Below are 16433 nucleotides of genomic sequence, written 5' to 3' on the forward strand. Positions count from 1 at the left end.
CATTGAGGTATATATTGCTTTCCCCCTGCATAATAGTAAAACGCCATGTTTAAAATTAAAGAAGATATTATATCTGCCCTTGCATATTTTGATATGTTTGATTACCCCTTAATGGGTAGGGAGATATACCTGTTCTTAAAAAACAGGTACCCTCAATACCAGTTTGATGATACTTTGCAGTGTTTAGTATTAAACGAATTGGTTTATAGGTTTGATAAATTTTACAGCTTAAAGAACGATCCCTTATTGATTACCCGTAGGGTTAACAGCAACAAAAAGGCCATTGAGATGATGAATTTTGCCGGTAAGCTGAGCAATGTGCTTATCAAGTTTCCATATATACGCGGTATTGCGGTATCAGGCGCTTTATCTAAAAACTTCATCAATGGAGATAAAGATATTCAACTGTTTATCATCACAGCCAAAAACCGATTGTGGATTGCACGATCACTAATAAGTATCATAAAAAAACTCCGTTTTTTTGGAGCTAAGCAAAATCACTTTTGTACCCATTATTACATTGATGAAGAGCAATTAGAGGTGCCAGAAAAAACGCTATATACTGCCATAGAAATAGTTACCCTGATACCCTTACATGGAGATGCCCTGTTCGAAAGGTTTTATACCGCCAATACCTGGACTGGCGAGTATCTGCCCAATAAAATTATGCGTCTGTCATCGGCAAAGCCGGTTAAAAGTTCGTTTATAAAGTCGGCCTTTGAAATGATTTTTGATAATCCATTGGGTAATGCTATTGATGCCCTGTTAATGAAGCTGATAACCAAAGGCCAGCAAAGTAAGGCATTGGCAAATAAGCATTGTTTTATGCCCGATACAAAGGGTTTTCAGACTAAATTATTGTTAAAGCACGAAACCCGTGTATTTGATATTTTACATCCCATAGCTGCCGGTGCAAGGCATTAGTTTAGCGTTAATGTTGCCCATATCGTTTTTTTAACTTGCTACCAAACTTGAGTTAGCAACTGTAAATGTTACCGTTTTTGCCGCTAATTTTGGCGAAACACCAAATGCAGTTTGCATAGCTATAATTAAATTATGGCGTGCTTTCCAGGTATGTGTTTGTTGGTCAACGTTAGACCACTCCAAGCCCATGGCAATTGTATACCTTACATTTGCCTGTGGTACCTTTTCTGTTAGCTTTTCAGCTAATGTGGCTTTAACAGCATCAAACTCTGATGCTTTATATTTAAATGCTCTCTTTCTTGATACAGGGTCATACTCCTCGCCATCCATGGCATACATGGTGTTGTAGTGTATCATAACCGCTCCCTGATTGGCGGCATCATACGCTATTATGGCTACACAGTTGCCCAATCCGGTGGTTTTTAACGTGTCGGCATTTGCACCGTATTCGGTCCCCTCAATCGCCACATCAATCGCCTGCCGTTGTACCGGAAGGGTATTAATGCCTGTAGGTACACCTTTAATAACCTCAACATCTTCTTTTCTTTGCACTGGCGGCGGGGCAGCTACTTGTTTTTGAAAAGCCGGCACAGCAGGCATGGTCAAACCCTTTCGTCCCAGGCTTTCTGTGGCAATTGAATTTGAATTACGTGTTTGCTTTTCTGCCGGTGCTGTTTGCATGTGACACTTTAAGTAAAAATATTAAACTTTATTTTAAATATAAAAGGTTTAACGAAAAAATGAATATGCCATATGTGACTTATTATATAGAATTAGTATATTAAAAAAATCTATTTATACCCAATATCATTTGGCTTTAATGCCTTATAGCCTTATATTTAAACGCTAAATTATTTTAAATGAAAACTAAAAGACTGTTATCTGCTGTTTTATTTATTAGTTTGAGCATAGGCGGGGCCTTTGCACAAACCGCCTATGTATGGAAAACCGCCACATCGGGAGGCTACACCTACAAGTATGTTACCGGCGATCCAACACACTCGCGCTTCTATGTATTAAAAAACGGGCTTACCGTTATTTTAAGTCCGACTACAAAAGAGCCGCGCATCCAATCGTTCATCGCGGTAAAGGCGGGTAGCAAAACCGACCCGGCTAATCACACCGGTTTGGCACACTACCTGGAGCACATGATGTTTAAAGGAACAACCAAATATGGCTCGTTGGATTGGGCCAAAGAAAAACCATTGCTCGACCAGATAGATGAACTGTATGAGCAATACAACTCAACCATCGATACTGCAAAGCGCAGGATGATATATGAGAAGATAGATAAAACATCGGGCGAGGCAGCAAAATTCGCTATAGCTAATGAGTATGATAAAATGATGGCATCAATGGGTGGCCAGGGCACCAATGCCTTTACCTCCTTTGAGCAGACCGTTTATACGGATGATATCCCGGCATCGGCGGTTGATAAATACCTTACCCTGCAGGCAGAGCGTTTTCGTGCCCCGGTGCTGCGCTTGTTCCACACCGAACTGGAAGCTGTTTATGAAGAGAAGAACCGTGGTTTGGATAACGACCCGCGCAAAGTGCAGGAAGCCATGTTTGAAGCCATGTTCCCTAATAACAACTATGGTAAGCAAACTACTATAGGTACTATTGAGCACTTAAAAAACCCATCGTTAAAAGAGATACGTAATTATTACTATAACTACTATGTACCTAATAATATGGGTATCATCATGTCGGGCGATTTTAATGCCGATGTAATGGTGAAAAAGATAGACCAAAAGTTTAGTTATATGAAAACTAAACCGGTTCCGCTTTACACTTTTGCACCCGAGAAGCCAATAACCGCGCCGGTACAACGTGATGTTTATGGCCCTAACCCCGAAAATCTTACCATTGCTTTTCGTTTCCCGGGAGCAGCTACGCACGATGCTCAGTTACTTAACCTTGTTGGCGATATGTTAACCAATGGTAAAGCAGGCTTATTTGATCTTGATCTTACCAAAAAACAAAAACTGCTAAGCGCAAGCGCATTTTCATACACCTTAAAAGATTATAGCGTATTGTTGCTGCAGGGTAACCCTATAAAAGGGCAATCGCTTGATGATGTAAAAGCTTTGATGCTGGAAGAGATAGAGAAACTGAAAAAGGGTGAATTTGCTGATGACCTGATCTCATCTATAGTAAACAATGCCAAGAAGAGCAAAATACAAGGTAATGAAGGTTACTACTCGCGTGCATCAAACCTGATGGACGATTTTACTACCGGTATTGACTGGCGCACAGATGTGGCTAACGTTGCCGATATGTCTAAAATAACAAAAGCGCAGGTGATTGCTTTCGCGAATAAATACCTTGGCGACAAAAATTTTGTTATTGTTTACAAACACCAGGGCGAAGACAAAAACATTTTAAAAGTTGTTAAGCCGCATATTACCGCTGTTGAGGTAAACCGCGACGCGCAATCGCCATTCCTTAAAATGGTAGGCGAAATTCCATCCAACAGGATAGCTCCTGTGTGGTTAGATTATAATAAAGATATCCAAAAAGCAAAAGTTGGCCCTGTTGATCTGCTTGCTGTACAAAACAAGGATAATAGCCTGTTCCGTTTATACTACAGGTATAATATGGGTACCTGGAACAATAAACTGTTTAGCCTTGCAGCGCAATACCTGCAATACCTGGGTACAGATAAAATGACAGCCGACGATGTGAGTAAAGCATTTTACAAATTGGCATCATCATACAGCCTGGGTGCAAGCGGCGAAATAACCACAGTTACCTTTAATGGCCTGCAAGAAAATTTCAGTAAAACAGTTGAATTATACGAAAACCTGATTGCCAATTGCAAAGCCGATGAAAAAGCTTTAGCAGGTTTAAAGGTCCGTTTGAAAAAGGCGCGCGAAAATGCCAAGCTAAATAAAGGCGCTATTATGAGCGGCCTGGTAAGCTATGCTCAATATGGTGCCAACAACCCGTACAACTATGCTTTAAGCGATGATGAGCTGAATGCCGTAACTGCTGACGAGCTGGTAGCGATATTGCATGATCTGGCAAATTATAAGCACACCATTTTATATTATGGCCCGTTAACTGCTACCGTAGCGGCAACAAAGCTTGCAGGCATACACCAAATGCCTGTTGCTAACTTTAAGCCATACCCTGCAGGTAAAACCTTTACTAAAATATCGCAAACGCAAAACAAAGTATTGTTTGCCAATTTTGATATGGTACAGGCCGAGATAGATTGGATATTAAATACCAATGCCTATGATAACACGCAAACACCAACTGTTGAATTGTTTAATGGTTATTTTGGTGGCGGTATGAGCAGTATTGTGTTCCAAACCATTCGCGAATCTAAAGCACTGGCTTATTCAACTTACGCGGTTTACCAAACACCTGCTAAAAAAGATGACCGTTACAGCGTGCAGGCTTATGTAGGTACCCAGGCCGACAAGTTTAATGAAGCCATTAAAGGCATGAACGAACTGTTGACCGATATGCCGGAATCTGAAAAAGTATTAGATGCAGCTAAGGATAACATCCGTAAATCATTAGAGACAGACCGTATTACCCAAGATGCTATATTGTTTAATTACCTGGCCAACCAACGCCGTGGTGTTGATTATGATATACGTAAAGCCACTTTTGATAGCATTGAAAAAATGAATTTGGCCGATGTTAAGAAATTTCACACCGATGTGTTAAAAAATAAACCATACACCTATTGTGTGGTAGCATCAGAAAAAAGGGTTAGTGATGACGACTTAAAGAAATATGGAGAATTGACCAAGCTGAGTTTAAAAGAAATATTTGGTTATTAACCTGTTAAGATACTGTTTTTAGAATGGCTCCCGTATTAACGGGGGCCATTCTTGCTTTAATTCATCAGAGTTGTTTACATTAAATTTACATAAAACAACATTTGTTAATATTTAATTAACTTTTATTGCAACTAAACATAATCTACTATTAACATATACTTAATGCAGTAACCGAACCTTTGTGCTCAATTAAAGCACAAAAATGAAAAACCTCTACAAATTCATTCTAACCGGTATCTTCCTCGCTATTGCCGGTATAGCAAATGCGCAGCTGACCAGTGCGGTGATCAGCGGAAAAATTGTTGATCAGAAAGGCATTGTATTACCGGGCGTAACCGTATCGGCAGTAAATACAAGCACAGGTACACGCTACGGCGCGCAAACCAACGCCGATGGTCGTTATTCTATCCAAAACGTTAATCCGGGCGGCCCGTACATTATTACAGCTACTTTTATCGGATACAAAAAAGATGAAAGAACCGATGTTACCCTGAGTTTAGGTACAGCCATCTATAACTTTAAACTGATAGATGCCACTACCGAACTAAAAACGGTAAACATAGTAGGCGGTGCTACCAAAAACGGTGCAGGTACCAATGTTAACCAGGCCCAGATCAGAAGGATGCCTTCAATTAACCGTAACCTGCAGGATATTACCCGCATTACGCCACAAAGTGCTAACAACTCATTCCAGGGTACTAACTTTCGTTACAATAACGTAACGCTTGATGGTGCTATTAATAACGATGCGATAGGTTTCAGCCCATCATTAGGTGGCCAAACCAATCAATCGGGCCAGGTAGGCAGCAGTACACGTACCAGTCCGGTTTCGCTTGACGCGATACAGGATGTTCAGGTTTTTGTTGCTCCTTATGATATTAAAATAGGTAACGTATTAGGTGGCAGTATAAACGCTGTAACCCGTAGCGGTACCAACAAAGTAACAGGTTCGGTATTTGCTTATGGCCGTAACGCAGGTTTAGTAGGCCCTAACAACGCACCTGTACTTTCGGGTGGTGATGGCGCAAGCGAACCAGGCGAATTTCATGACTACCAGGCCGGTTTCCGTTTAGGTTTCCCGATAGTAAAAGATAAATTATTCTTCTTTACCAACGAAGAGATTGCACGCAGGCAAGACCCTGTTATTAGTGGTGCAGGTTCGGCAGGTGCTAATCCCATATTGTCAATAACTGATGCACAAGCCATCGCAGCCGCTTTTAAATCATATAGCGGTTATGATGCAGGTACGTATGACAATACTACCATATTTTCTAACTCTAATAAGTTTTTCAATCGTTTAGATTGGAATATTAATGATAAAAACCAGTTAACACTGCGTAACAACACCATTATATCAACTGCTTCAAACTTAGAGCGCGATGGTGCTAACTTCCGTTTTGGTAGTATTGATTATACTTCGCATAACAACTCAACATCGTTTGTTGGTGAGTTAAAATCAAAATTAGGCAGCAGCCTTAGCAATAGCTTATTGTTAGGTTATTCAAATGTTCACGATTATCGCGACCCGAGCTCAAACCCTGCTTTACCGCAAATTGAGATTGCAGGTAACTCGCCGGGTACTACCATATTTTTAGGTACCGACCGTGAGGCTGCTATTTTTGATATGCGCCAAAAAACAATGGAGTTTACCGATAACGTAACATTAACTAAAGGTATTAACACTTTTACCTTTGGTACACATAACGAGTTTTACGATATTACTTACAACTTTGTAAATGCCTGGAACGGCCGTATTGCTTATGGCTCAACCGCTAAAGATATCCCTACTGTTGGCGACCCTGCTCAAACAGGTATCCAAAACTTTTTACGTAACTTCCCTACACGTTACCGTACAAATTACAACTATACCAATAACACCCGCGATTATATCTTAGCTAACCCTTCAGCTAAGTTTAACGTAAACCTGCTGAGTGCTTATGCGCAGGATGAGATACAGGCTACTGATAATTTAAAAATTACAGCAGGTATCCGTTTTGATTATGCTGATGTACCCACAAAACAACCATTAAGCGCTAAAACAACCGGCGCCGGTGTTGATGCTAATTATGGTAATACTTACACTTACACTTTGCCAAAAGATATTACCAATAACTATTTAGGTAATATTCAGATTAACCCACGCGTATCATTTAACTATGATGTTAATGGCGATCAAAGCATTATCATCCGTGGTGGTACAGGATCATTTACCGGCCGTGTTCCATTCGCATGGTTTGGTTACGCGTTTTATAACAACGGTGTAACTTACGGTGCTTATGATAAAAATAATACCAATGCATTTGTTCCGGGCGGCCAGCCTGTGGCAGCACCAAGCAATGGTGGTTTAACATTTGCAAACAGCCAGGGTTTTAACACCAGCGCAAGCGGTGCAACTCAGGTGGATATGATTGACAACAACTTTAAAATGCCACAGGTTTGGAGAAGCAACTTAGCGTTCGACTTTAAAACTGCCGATCAATGGAAATTTACAGTTGAAGGGATTTATACAAACGTTATCCGCGACCTGAAATTCCAACAGGTAAATACAGTTGATAAAGTAACTTATTACCCTTACGATGTTGATCACGTACAGCCTATTTTTATCAAACAAAACACATCGGGTAACTTTACCAATGCTTACTTACTGTCAAATACCAATAAAGGTTACCGTTATAGCGTAACCGGCCAGGTAGCAAAATCTTTCCCTTTTGGCTTAGATGCTAACGTAGCTTATACCTACGGCGAAAGTAAAGACGTAACCAACGGTATCCGTAACTCAATGGAATCTAACTGGCAGTTGAACCAGGCAGGTAACCCTAACGATCCGCAGGCTGCTTACTCAAATTTTGATGTTCGTCACCGCATCGTATCAACAGTTAACTACAGGTTAGCCTGGGGTACTAACAAAAGCATGGTATCTAATTTTACCTTCTTCCTGAGCGCTCAATCGGGTAACCCATACACATTTGGTTTCTACAACACCACTGTTGATGGTACAGGCCAGCAGGTTAACGTAGCTTACATTCCTAAAGTTGGCGAAACTATTAACTTCTTTAGCAATACACCGGCTACACCAACCGCTGCAGAGCAGGCACAAGCTACAGCCTTTGATAACTTTATTAACGCCGATAGCTACCTGACAACTCGCCGTGGACAGTTTACCGAGCGTAATGCTGCTCGCACACCATGGAATACTGATCTTGATTTCCGCTTTACGCAGGACTTTAACTTTGGTACCAAACACAAACAAATCATCACATTTACTTTTGATATCATCAACCTGACCAACCTGTTGAACAAAGATTGGGGACACTATTACTTCTCATCAAATACATTCAATTCAACAGCCAGCGTTGGTTTAACTACAGTTAGTAAATTGCCGGGTGCTTCAGGTGGTCCAGCCTTTGTACCAAACGGTTTTGTAGGTGCTTATCCAACCTACAAATTTACAGACCCAGGAGTACCTTACCAGGTTGACCTGTTTACATCACGTTACCAAATGCAATTTGGCTTACGTTACAGCTTTTAATTAGGTTTAAATTTCAATATAGTGTAGCCCTGTACCTATTAGGTACAGGGCTTTTTTGTGGGAGTCACTTTTCGCTGGTCAGAATAGGGAAATCCAGGCTTAGTTAAACATTATAAAAGCTTTTTATGATAGCGATAACCTTTGTTACGTCATCATCATCCATATCGGGGTGTAGAGGGATATTTAAGGCAGTTTCTTTTAATAGCTCAGCATTTTCAAGTTTTTTCCCTGTTCGGTAAATTTTCATCAGGTGCAAGGGGTAAAACCTTAACGTGGTATAAATATCATGCTCATATAAATACCTTGAAAGTTCATCGCGCGAGTTGGTTTTTATTAAAAAAGTAAAATAAGAATGCTTGTACCCGCCATCTTTAGGAGCATCCGTAGGTAATATAATATCTCCAACTGTTGCCAATTCTTTTTGATAGGTGTCCCATATCTGTTTTCTTTTTGCTTGAAGGAGTACAAGCTTGTTTAATTGTGCCAGGCCAAAACCTGCCGCTATATCAGATACTTTCATTTTTATGGATACCTCTTCGGCCTCTTGTTCCCACCACCTGGTGTTTTGAACGCCCGCCTGTGCATAAGCGGGGGTAGCTAAACCACACCCCCTCATCACTGAGGCCCTCTGTAATACTTGTTTATCTACACAAGTAAAGCCACCTCCTTCACCTATAGCGATGTTTTTCATCGAATCGTAACTGTATACGCCCATATCACCAATTGTACCACAATGTTTTCCTTTGTAAAGTGAATCGGCAGCGTGGGCAGCATCTTCAATAACAGGGAGTCCGAATTGCATAATAGGGTCCATATCAACCGGAAGGCCGGCGTAATGAACCACCATAATGGCTTTGGTCTTGGTTGTGATACAAGGGGCAATTAAAGCCGCGGTAACATTTTGAGTTTGAAGATCAACATCGCAAAAAACAGGGATACAGCCGCACATCCTGATAGCGTGCGCACAAGATATCCAGGTAAAGGTTGGTATAATAATTTCAGAGCCTACAGGTAAATTAAGTAATTGAATTGCCATAAACATGCCATTCGAGGCATTATCTATCATGATATAATTGGGGCTATTTATTTTTAACCCAAACAGGTATTCAAACTCTTTTACTTTAGGGCCAGCACCTAACCACTGATTATCTATCGAATCCTGTACCTGTTCAAGCTCTTCTTTCCCTACTTTTGATCCGAAAACTTTTATCATGAAAGTAAATTAGTGTTAACAACCGTTAATGTAGTGAGAAATTAAATTAATTCGCAATAAATTAACTCCCAATATGAAACGTTGGTTTTTAGGACACAACTTTAAATCGAGACATGCCGTCTTTGTATTATTAAAGTTACGTTACCTTACCGGTTTTATTCGCTGGCTACAAGCCTGCTTGCGCTGCGGTAAACATACTCGTTATAAATATGGCGGCGCGCAAAACGGCCCGGCGAATCGGCGTTTATCAATTTAACATATACTGCTTTTGGAACATCAAAATACTCGTAAGTATTACCATCGCTAAACTGTACTGATAAGGTTTGCTGTTTATACTCAAAATCAAGTATGGCCGAGGTTGTTGTAGTTGTTATGTAATCAGGCAGCGTTTGCTCGCGGGTTTCGGGTGCTATGCTAACCAAAAAGTGGTAGGCTTCAATAATGTATTTGCTTTTATGTTCGGCATCCGTTTTCTGTTCTTCATCCTGGAATTTATCGGGGTGCCAGGTTTTCATCAGTGAGCGATAAACGCTTTTTAGTTCGGCTAAAGTAGCCGTTTCGGTTACAGTTAAAAATTTTCTGTAGTCAACAATTTTCTTCATTGCCGCAAAAATATCCTTAATAATTGGATTATCAGGTATTTATATTTTTAATAACGCAAGGTTGACAGTTTATTTACATCTGCCAACCTTGATTATCAGGCCAATGGCTCGCAAAAATAGCCTTGCAATTGAAGTAATTGGATAATTGTGCTAACACAAATGCTGTTGCCTTCAATACGTAATATCTTATCACAATCATCCAGGTCGAAGTTAATGTAATGCATAGGGAACTGTTGCGATAATGCTGTTACCAGCACTGCCGCTTGTTCCGTTTGCTTAACATTTGTTTTAAATACCTCAACCATGTAAATGTATTTGCTTGTTTTTTATCGTAGCTGATCACTATTGTAATCAAAGCTTTACTATTTTTCGAGAACGGTTTTCAATGTGTTCAGGCTGGTATCCATATCTTTTTTCAATACTTTTTGCAAGTTGAACAGGATGTGCATTACCTTCATCATATAATTTTTGGTGCCTTTAAATATCCATTTTACCGATGTTTGGTTGGGAGTAATGGCCATTGTTTCCATTGTAGTATATGATGTGCCTGTAAAAGGTTTTATAAAACGTACTTCGTTATCAATACTTTCACCTTCGGTTATCTTGATGATCTCTTGTGCACCCTGGCCAACCTGTTTATTCTCACTTTCCCAGGCATAAATAAAACCTACGTTGCCATCTGTACCGGTAAATTCTTTTTTCATCCCGGGGTCGGTCATTACCCACTTACTATAATTATCCTGATTTTTTAAAAGCTTGATATAATCAAAAACTTCATTTTTTGGCTTATTGATAATGATATCACTTTCGATGGTAAAGCCATCCGCGCCAAACAGTGCCAATATAAAGGGGATGGCGATAACTGCGAGTACAATGTATAAGATAATCATGACGGTTGATTTAGGTTAATGTTAATCTGTTATTTTGTGATAGTAAATATACGAAACCAGTAAGATACCAAAAGTAATAAGCGGCGCGAATGACCCTGGTTGAACGCCATCCACCGAAAGGTGAGCAATTAAGGCTGATAGGTACACTATACCCAGTGCAACATAGGCCCATTCTTTCAGGCGTTTCCACATAGGGATGATGAGTATCAAACCGCCTATAAAGCTACCGATACCTGCTTCCATGGCAAACCAGTTTGGTAGGCCTAAATGCCCTGTACCTTCTTTAGCCATAGGTGAGTTCAGAAAGAAAATGCCGGGTAAAATAAACAGCGCTAATATGGACGTACTTACCCAATAAATAATCTTGTCGCTTTTTTTGATTGTTTTGTTTGAAGTTGTCATAATGGTTTTGATTAGTTTTTTTCGAAATACAATATCCAGTTTATTCCAAATTTGTCGGTTAGGGCCGCAATCATTCCTGCAAAAAAATCATGGGGCGGGCGTGTAGCTTGTCCGCCGGCAGAAAGTTTGCTGAAAAAGATATTCATCTCTTCGGCACTGCTACAAGTTAAAGACAGGGAAACATGATTGCCTTTTTGCGACCCTTCGGGCGATGGCATATCAGAACCCAACAATAGCAAAGGGCCGTTTTTTAATTCGCCATGCAATATGCCTTGCTGAAATTCGGCAGGCCATTGATCAGCCATAGGCGATTCTGCTACGCTTTGTAAGTTTAAATTACCGCCCAAACATTCTTTGTAAAAAGCCATTCCCTCGCGGCACTTACCGTTAAAATTAATGTATGCATTTATCTGAGGCATATTGTTTGTTTTGATAATACAAACTTACAGTGTAAAAACAAAACCTATCGGGTGCAAATGCAACAAATTAAGGGTTGTTTACGACAGGTATTTTAACCAAATTTACAATATGAAACATATATCAATACTGGTTCCTAAAAGCGCAATATTAGGAAGCATTGAAGGCCCGAGGCAGGTATTTACCGAAGTAAATAAGTTTTTACTGAGTATTGGCCGCCCTGCTTTATTTGATGTGCAACTGGTTGGTCTGCAAGGTACAATGCCTGCTGCCGGGGGTAAATATGATGTTTATGCCGATGTGTTATTGAATGATATTACCAAAACCGACCTTATTATTATACCAGCGCTTGATGGTGATATGATAAAAACGCTTGATGATAATGCCGGATTTATCCCCTGGATAAAAAAACAATATGAAAATGGTGCCGAGGTGGCAAGCTTGTGTATAGGGGCTTTCCTGCTGGCATCAACCGGTTTAGTAAATGGTAAAAGCTGTGCTACACACTGGCTGGCAGCTAACGATTTCAGGAAGATGTTCCCTGATGTGAACCTGGTTGAAGATAAGATCATCACCGATGAGAATGGTATTTATTCGAGCGGGGGCGCTTTCTCATATCTCAACCTCATTTTATACCTTGTTGAAAAGTATGCCGGGCGCGATGTAGCCTTATTTTGCTCAAAAGCTTTCCAGATAGATTATGAGCGCAGGAGCCAATCACACTTCGCCATCTTCAGAGGGCAAAAAGACCATGAAGATACTGCCATAAAACAAGCACAACAGTATATCGAAGTTAATTTCAGGGATAAGATAACTGTTGATGAACTGGCATCAATATTAACCATTGGCCGCCGTAATTTAGAGCGCAGGTTTAAAAAGGCAACATCAAATACTGTTATTGAGTATATACAGCGTGTAAAGGTTGAGGCCGCAAAAATGAGCCTTGAGTCGTCGCTCGAAAACGTGAATGAGGTAATGTATAACGTAGGTTATACCGATCCTAAAGCATTTCGCATCACCTTTAAAAAAATAACGGGGCTATCGCCTTTACAGTATCGTAACAAATACAACAGGCAGATCCAGGCGGCTTAAATTTACTTTAAGGGGAAGCCTGCTAAATTGCAAACCTTATGGTAGTTACGGCCCCTAAACCCGGCCCATCGCTCCTGATCTCAAATGACCCGGTATGGCTTTCTACTATTGATTTACAATTGTATAATCCCAGGCCTGTGCCGGTTTTTTTGGTAGTAAAGCCACGTTCAAATAAATGGTCGCCTGTTTTGGCATCAAACCCCTGCCCGTTATCAACCAACGATAGTTCTATCACATTGTCATCTGCATGCAGGTTCAACGTAATATGTTTATCAGCCGCATCAAAATCCATGGCCTCTATGCTGTTTTTCAGGATATTCAGTATCACCTGCATTAGCTTGGTATGATCACCCTTTATAACATAACTACCGGGTTGGGCATGTACTTTAAAATCTATTTTATGTTTATCAAATGATGCAAACAACATAGAGCGGCAATCATCAATAATATTTACCAGGTTAACAGGCTTCCGTTGGTGGCCGCCACCATGCCCGCGCACAAACTGGCGCTGTATGTTCAGTATCTCTTGTATGTGCGTAATAATGTTAAACAGTTCACTTATCGATGCGTTTATTTCTACCTGGTTATCACCCTGTGTTTTTGATATACCTTCGGTAATGGTAACCAGTGCATTTGCTTTGTCTTCGCCCAATACCCCTGCTATAGCTGTTTGCTGTCCCTTTAAAAATACAGCCAGGTTTTTAATGGTATCGATATTGTTTTTATCGAGGCTGCGGTTAATACGGTTTAAATGCGCGCCAAAACCAACCAGGGCATTACCAATATCGTGCAATACCTCCGATGCGATCTCAAATTTACCCTGCGCTATCGCTTTTTCAAGTTCCTGCTCTTTTTGTTTTTGAATTTCGGCGTTAAGCAGCTTAAGCTCTGCAGCCTGCTTGCTTAGTTCTTCCGACTGCTGATTTAATTCGGCGTTAGCGCTTTGCAGCTCTTCTGCTTTTAATTCTACTTCTGCAGTACGCTCTTTAACCTGCCGCTCCAGTTGTTCGCGCTGTCTTTTTATTGCGTTTATCCTGTTGCGATAGTAGGCATACGCGCTGCCTATTACCAGTAATATGGTTAGCCCGATAAACCACCATGTTAACCAAAATGGGGGTTTTACATCAATAGTTACCGATGCGCCTTCTTCGTTCCAAACACCATCATTGTTAGAAGCTTTTACGCGGAAAGTATAAGTGCCGGGGTCAAGGTTGGTATAGCTGGCTTTTCGGGTATTATCTGCAGGTACCCAATCTTTATCAAAACCTTCAAGTTTATAAGCATACTGGTTGTTTTCGGATGTTACATAGTTTAACGCCGCGAAATCGAATGATATGGACGATTGCGCATGCGATAACGATATCCTTTTGGTTACGCTGATATCATTGGTCAATGGCGATCCTTCGTTGCCCGGTATAGCCGTTTTGTTGAATATTTCTAAGTTGGTGATGTAAACCGGCGGGATGAACCGGTTGTTCTTTATCTTTTCAGGATAAAAGGTGTTTAGCCCTTGTGTGCCGCCAAAAAACATTTCGCCATCGCGGGTCTGCATGTAGGCATTTGGCTCATACTCCAAACCCTGCAACCCATCGTAAATATTGAACTTTTTGAACGATTGGTTTTCCGGGTTAAAACGTGTAATACCTTTATTTGTAGATATCCACAGCTTGCCAAATTTATCCTGCGTGATGCCTTTGATAAACTCGTTAGACAGGTTGGCCTTTGTAGTGTACAGGTTAAACTTATTCTCTTTAGTATCAAAAAGATATAAGCCTAACTGACCCACCCAAAGGCGGCCTTTGCTGTCGTTAAATATCACCCTGACATCGGGGCTGGTAGTTTCTTTATTAAAGTAATGAGAGAAGCGCTTCGTTTTTAAATTATAAGCGTTCAAGCCACCATCATCGGTGCCAAACCAAACGTTACCTGCATTATCTTCATTTATAGTAACGATATTATTGCCGGATATGGAAGTTACCCCATCCGGATCTTTTATCACACGCTTAAATTTGCGGGTTTTGCCATCCAATAAATTTAAGCCCGCGTAATAAGTACCTATCCACAAATTGCCCTGCGAGTCTTCAAAACTTTTTTGCCCGAAATTTGAGCTAATAGAATTTGGATCGTGCTTATCATGCTTAAAGTGGGTAAATGTACCGTTCCCGGGGTCGAAGAGGTTTAAGCCACCGCCAAAAGTGCTTACCCAAATATTATTATGATGATCCTCATAAATATCCATTACTGCATTCGAACTGATAGACCTTGGATTTTTAGGATCGTAAGTATATCGTTTAAAAGTATTTTGGCTTTTGTTGAACAGGTTCATCCCACCGCCATCGGTACCCACCCATATATTACCCTTATGGTCCTGGCAAAAAGTTTTTACATCGCTATAGCTGATGGTATTGGCATTTGATTTTTCCTGGTAAAGGTTAAACAGGTTGGCGTGTGGCGCATATAAGTTAACACCGCCGCGATGTGTGCCTACCCATAAATTGCTTTGATTATCCTGGAATAGCGAGGTAATGGTAGTTTGCGATAAGCTCGATGAATTTTCCGGATCATTTTGGTAATGAAAAAAAGAATTTGTTTTAGGGTCGAATAAATTTAAGCCGCCATTTGAGCAACCAATCCATATGCGATTGCTTTTATCCTGGATGATAGCTCTTACTACATCACTGCCCAAACTTGATGGCTGCAGGTCGTTATGGTTAAACGATTCGAACACTTTGTTCGCTATATTGAAACGCGATACGCCACTGTCTTTGGTGCCCAGCCAAAGATTGCCACTGTCATCTTCTTTTATAATGGTGAAGTTGTTGGCACCCTGGATGTTCATCTTATCGTTCAGGTTATTGAACTTTTTAAATGTTTTGGCCACAGGATCGAACAAGTTGAGGCCGTTTTGGGTACCTACCCATAATTTGCCTTTTTTATCCTGAAAAATGCAGTTTACCGAATCGGTGCTTATACTGTTCGGGTTATTGTTTTGGTGGCGAAAATGGCTAAACGTACCCGATTTGAAATTAAACAGGTTGAGCCCTTTTGTCCCTGTACTTACCCAAAGGTTTTTATTGCTATCCTCAAACACACAAGTGATTGCGTTTGAACTGATACTTTTGGCATTTGCTACCACATTCAAATACCTTACAAATGTGTTGGTATTTGAATTGAACCGGTTTAAGCCGTACCGTGTACCTACCCATAATTGGTGGTTATGATCTTCGGTTATACTGCGAATGGTATTGTTGCTGATGGTGGTGCTATCGGTTGGGTCGTTATAATACACCGTCATTTTTACCCCATCATACCTGTCCAGGCCATAGCGGGTTCCCAACCATATAAAGCCCCGCTGCCCCTGGTATATGGCATCCACATCACTGTGTGATAAGCCTTGCTCGGTAGTTATGCGCTTAAATTTAAAATCGGGTGCCTGGCATATCGCTGCTGCGGGCAGTAACCAAAGCAAGCAAATAATTACCACCCGGTTTTTGCAGCCGGCTGGTAAGCGCATAATGTTTTGAAGCATATACTCAATACTATAAGTGATGTTACAAGGCAGGT

The 16433-nt window shown here is 40.6% G+C and carries 12 protein-coding genes; 4 read left to right on the forward strand and 8 right to left on the reverse strand.

The genetic code is table 11. The annotated features are described in order from the left end of the window. The first annotated feature begins 45 nt into the window (after window positions 1-45). Entirely contained in the window at window positions 46-924 is an 879-nt protein-coding gene (locus KXQ82_RS18830; RefSeq protein ID WP_219490171.1) for a hypothetical protein, read from the forward strand. A 30-nt stretch (window positions 925-954) separates the two neighbouring features. On the opposite strand, the gene KXQ82_RS18835 is transcribed toward KXQ82_RS18830, so the two are convergent. Continuing rightward, window positions 955-1605, reverse strand: coding sequence for a hypothetical protein (locus KXQ82_RS18835; RefSeq protein WP_219490172.1), 651 nt, complete (start codon window positions 1603-1605; stop codon window positions 955-957). Between the two features lie 179 nt (window positions 1606-1784). Here KXQ82_RS18835 and KXQ82_RS18840 point away from each other — a divergent pair, with 179 nt between their 5' ends. Continuing rightward, window positions 1785-4724 (forward strand): M16 family metallopeptidase, encoded by a 2940-nt coding sequence (locus tag KXQ82_RS18840; protein ID WP_219490176.1) that lies wholly within the window; start codon window positions 1785-1787, stop codon window positions 4722-4724. Window positions 4725-4926: 202 nt separating this feature from the next. Beyond that, the gene (locus KXQ82_RS18845; RefSeq protein ID WP_219490180.1) at window positions 4927-8253 is read left to right on the forward strand and encodes a TonB-dependent receptor; all 3327 of its coding nucleotides are present in this window, start codon (window positions 4927-4929) and stop codon (window positions 8251-8253) included. Window positions 8254-8356: 103 nt separating this feature from the next. Here KXQ82_RS18845 and KXQ82_RS18850 read toward each other — a convergent pair whose 3' ends face one another. The 6 genes from KXQ82_RS18850 to KXQ82_RS18875 form a co-directional block, all read right to left on the reverse strand. Beyond that, a complete protein-coding gene (locus tag KXQ82_RS18850) occupies window positions 8357-9466 on the reverse strand; it encodes a DegT/DnrJ/EryC1/StrS family aminotransferase (RefSeq protein WP_219490184.1) in 1110 nt (369 codons plus the stop codon). A 155-nt stretch (window positions 9467-9621) separates the two neighbouring features. After that, window positions 9622-10068, reverse strand: coding sequence for a KTSC domain-containing protein (locus KXQ82_RS18855; protein ID WP_219490187.1), 447 nt, complete (start codon window positions 10066-10068; stop codon window positions 9622-9624). A 95-nt stretch (window positions 10069-10163) separates the two neighbouring features. Further along, a complete protein-coding gene (locus tag KXQ82_RS18860; RefSeq protein ID WP_219490189.1) occupies window positions 10164-10373 on the reverse strand; it encodes a hypothetical protein in 210 nt (69 codons plus the stop codon). Between the two features lie 57 nt (window positions 10374-10430). Next, entirely contained in the window at window positions 10431-10958 is a 528-nt protein-coding gene (locus KXQ82_RS18865) for an SRPBCC family protein (RefSeq protein ID WP_219490192.1), read from the reverse strand. Between the two features lie 21 nt (window positions 10959-10979). Beyond that, on the reverse strand, window positions 10980-11360 hold the full coding sequence (locus tag KXQ82_RS18870; protein WP_219490194.1) for a DoxX family protein: 381 nt from the start codon (window positions 11358-11360) through the stop codon (window positions 10980-10982). Between the two features lie 11 nt (window positions 11361-11371). Beyond that, entirely contained in the window at window positions 11372-11779 is a 408-nt protein-coding gene (locus tag KXQ82_RS18875) for a VOC family protein (protein WP_219490196.1), read from the reverse strand. Window positions 11780-11888: 109 nt separating this feature from the next. Between KXQ82_RS18875 and KXQ82_RS18880 the strand changes: the two genes are divergently transcribed. After that, on the forward strand, window positions 11889-12869 hold the full coding sequence (locus KXQ82_RS18880; protein WP_219490198.1) for a GlxA family transcriptional regulator: 981 nt from the start codon (window positions 11889-11891) through the stop codon (window positions 12867-12869). Between the two features lie 22 nt (window positions 12870-12891). On the opposite strand, the gene KXQ82_RS18885 is transcribed toward KXQ82_RS18880, so the two are convergent. After that, entirely contained in the window at window positions 12892-16383 is a 3492-nt protein-coding gene (locus KXQ82_RS18885) for a two-component regulator propeller domain-containing protein (RefSeq protein ID WP_219490200.1), read from the reverse strand. Between the last annotated feature and the right edge of the window lie 50 nt (window positions 16384-16433).

Source organism: Mucilaginibacter rivuli (assembly GCF_019391655.1).
GTDB classification, from domain to species: domain Bacteria; phylum Bacteroidota; class Bacteroidia; order Sphingobacteriales; family Sphingobacteriaceae; genus Mucilaginibacter; species Mucilaginibacter rivuli.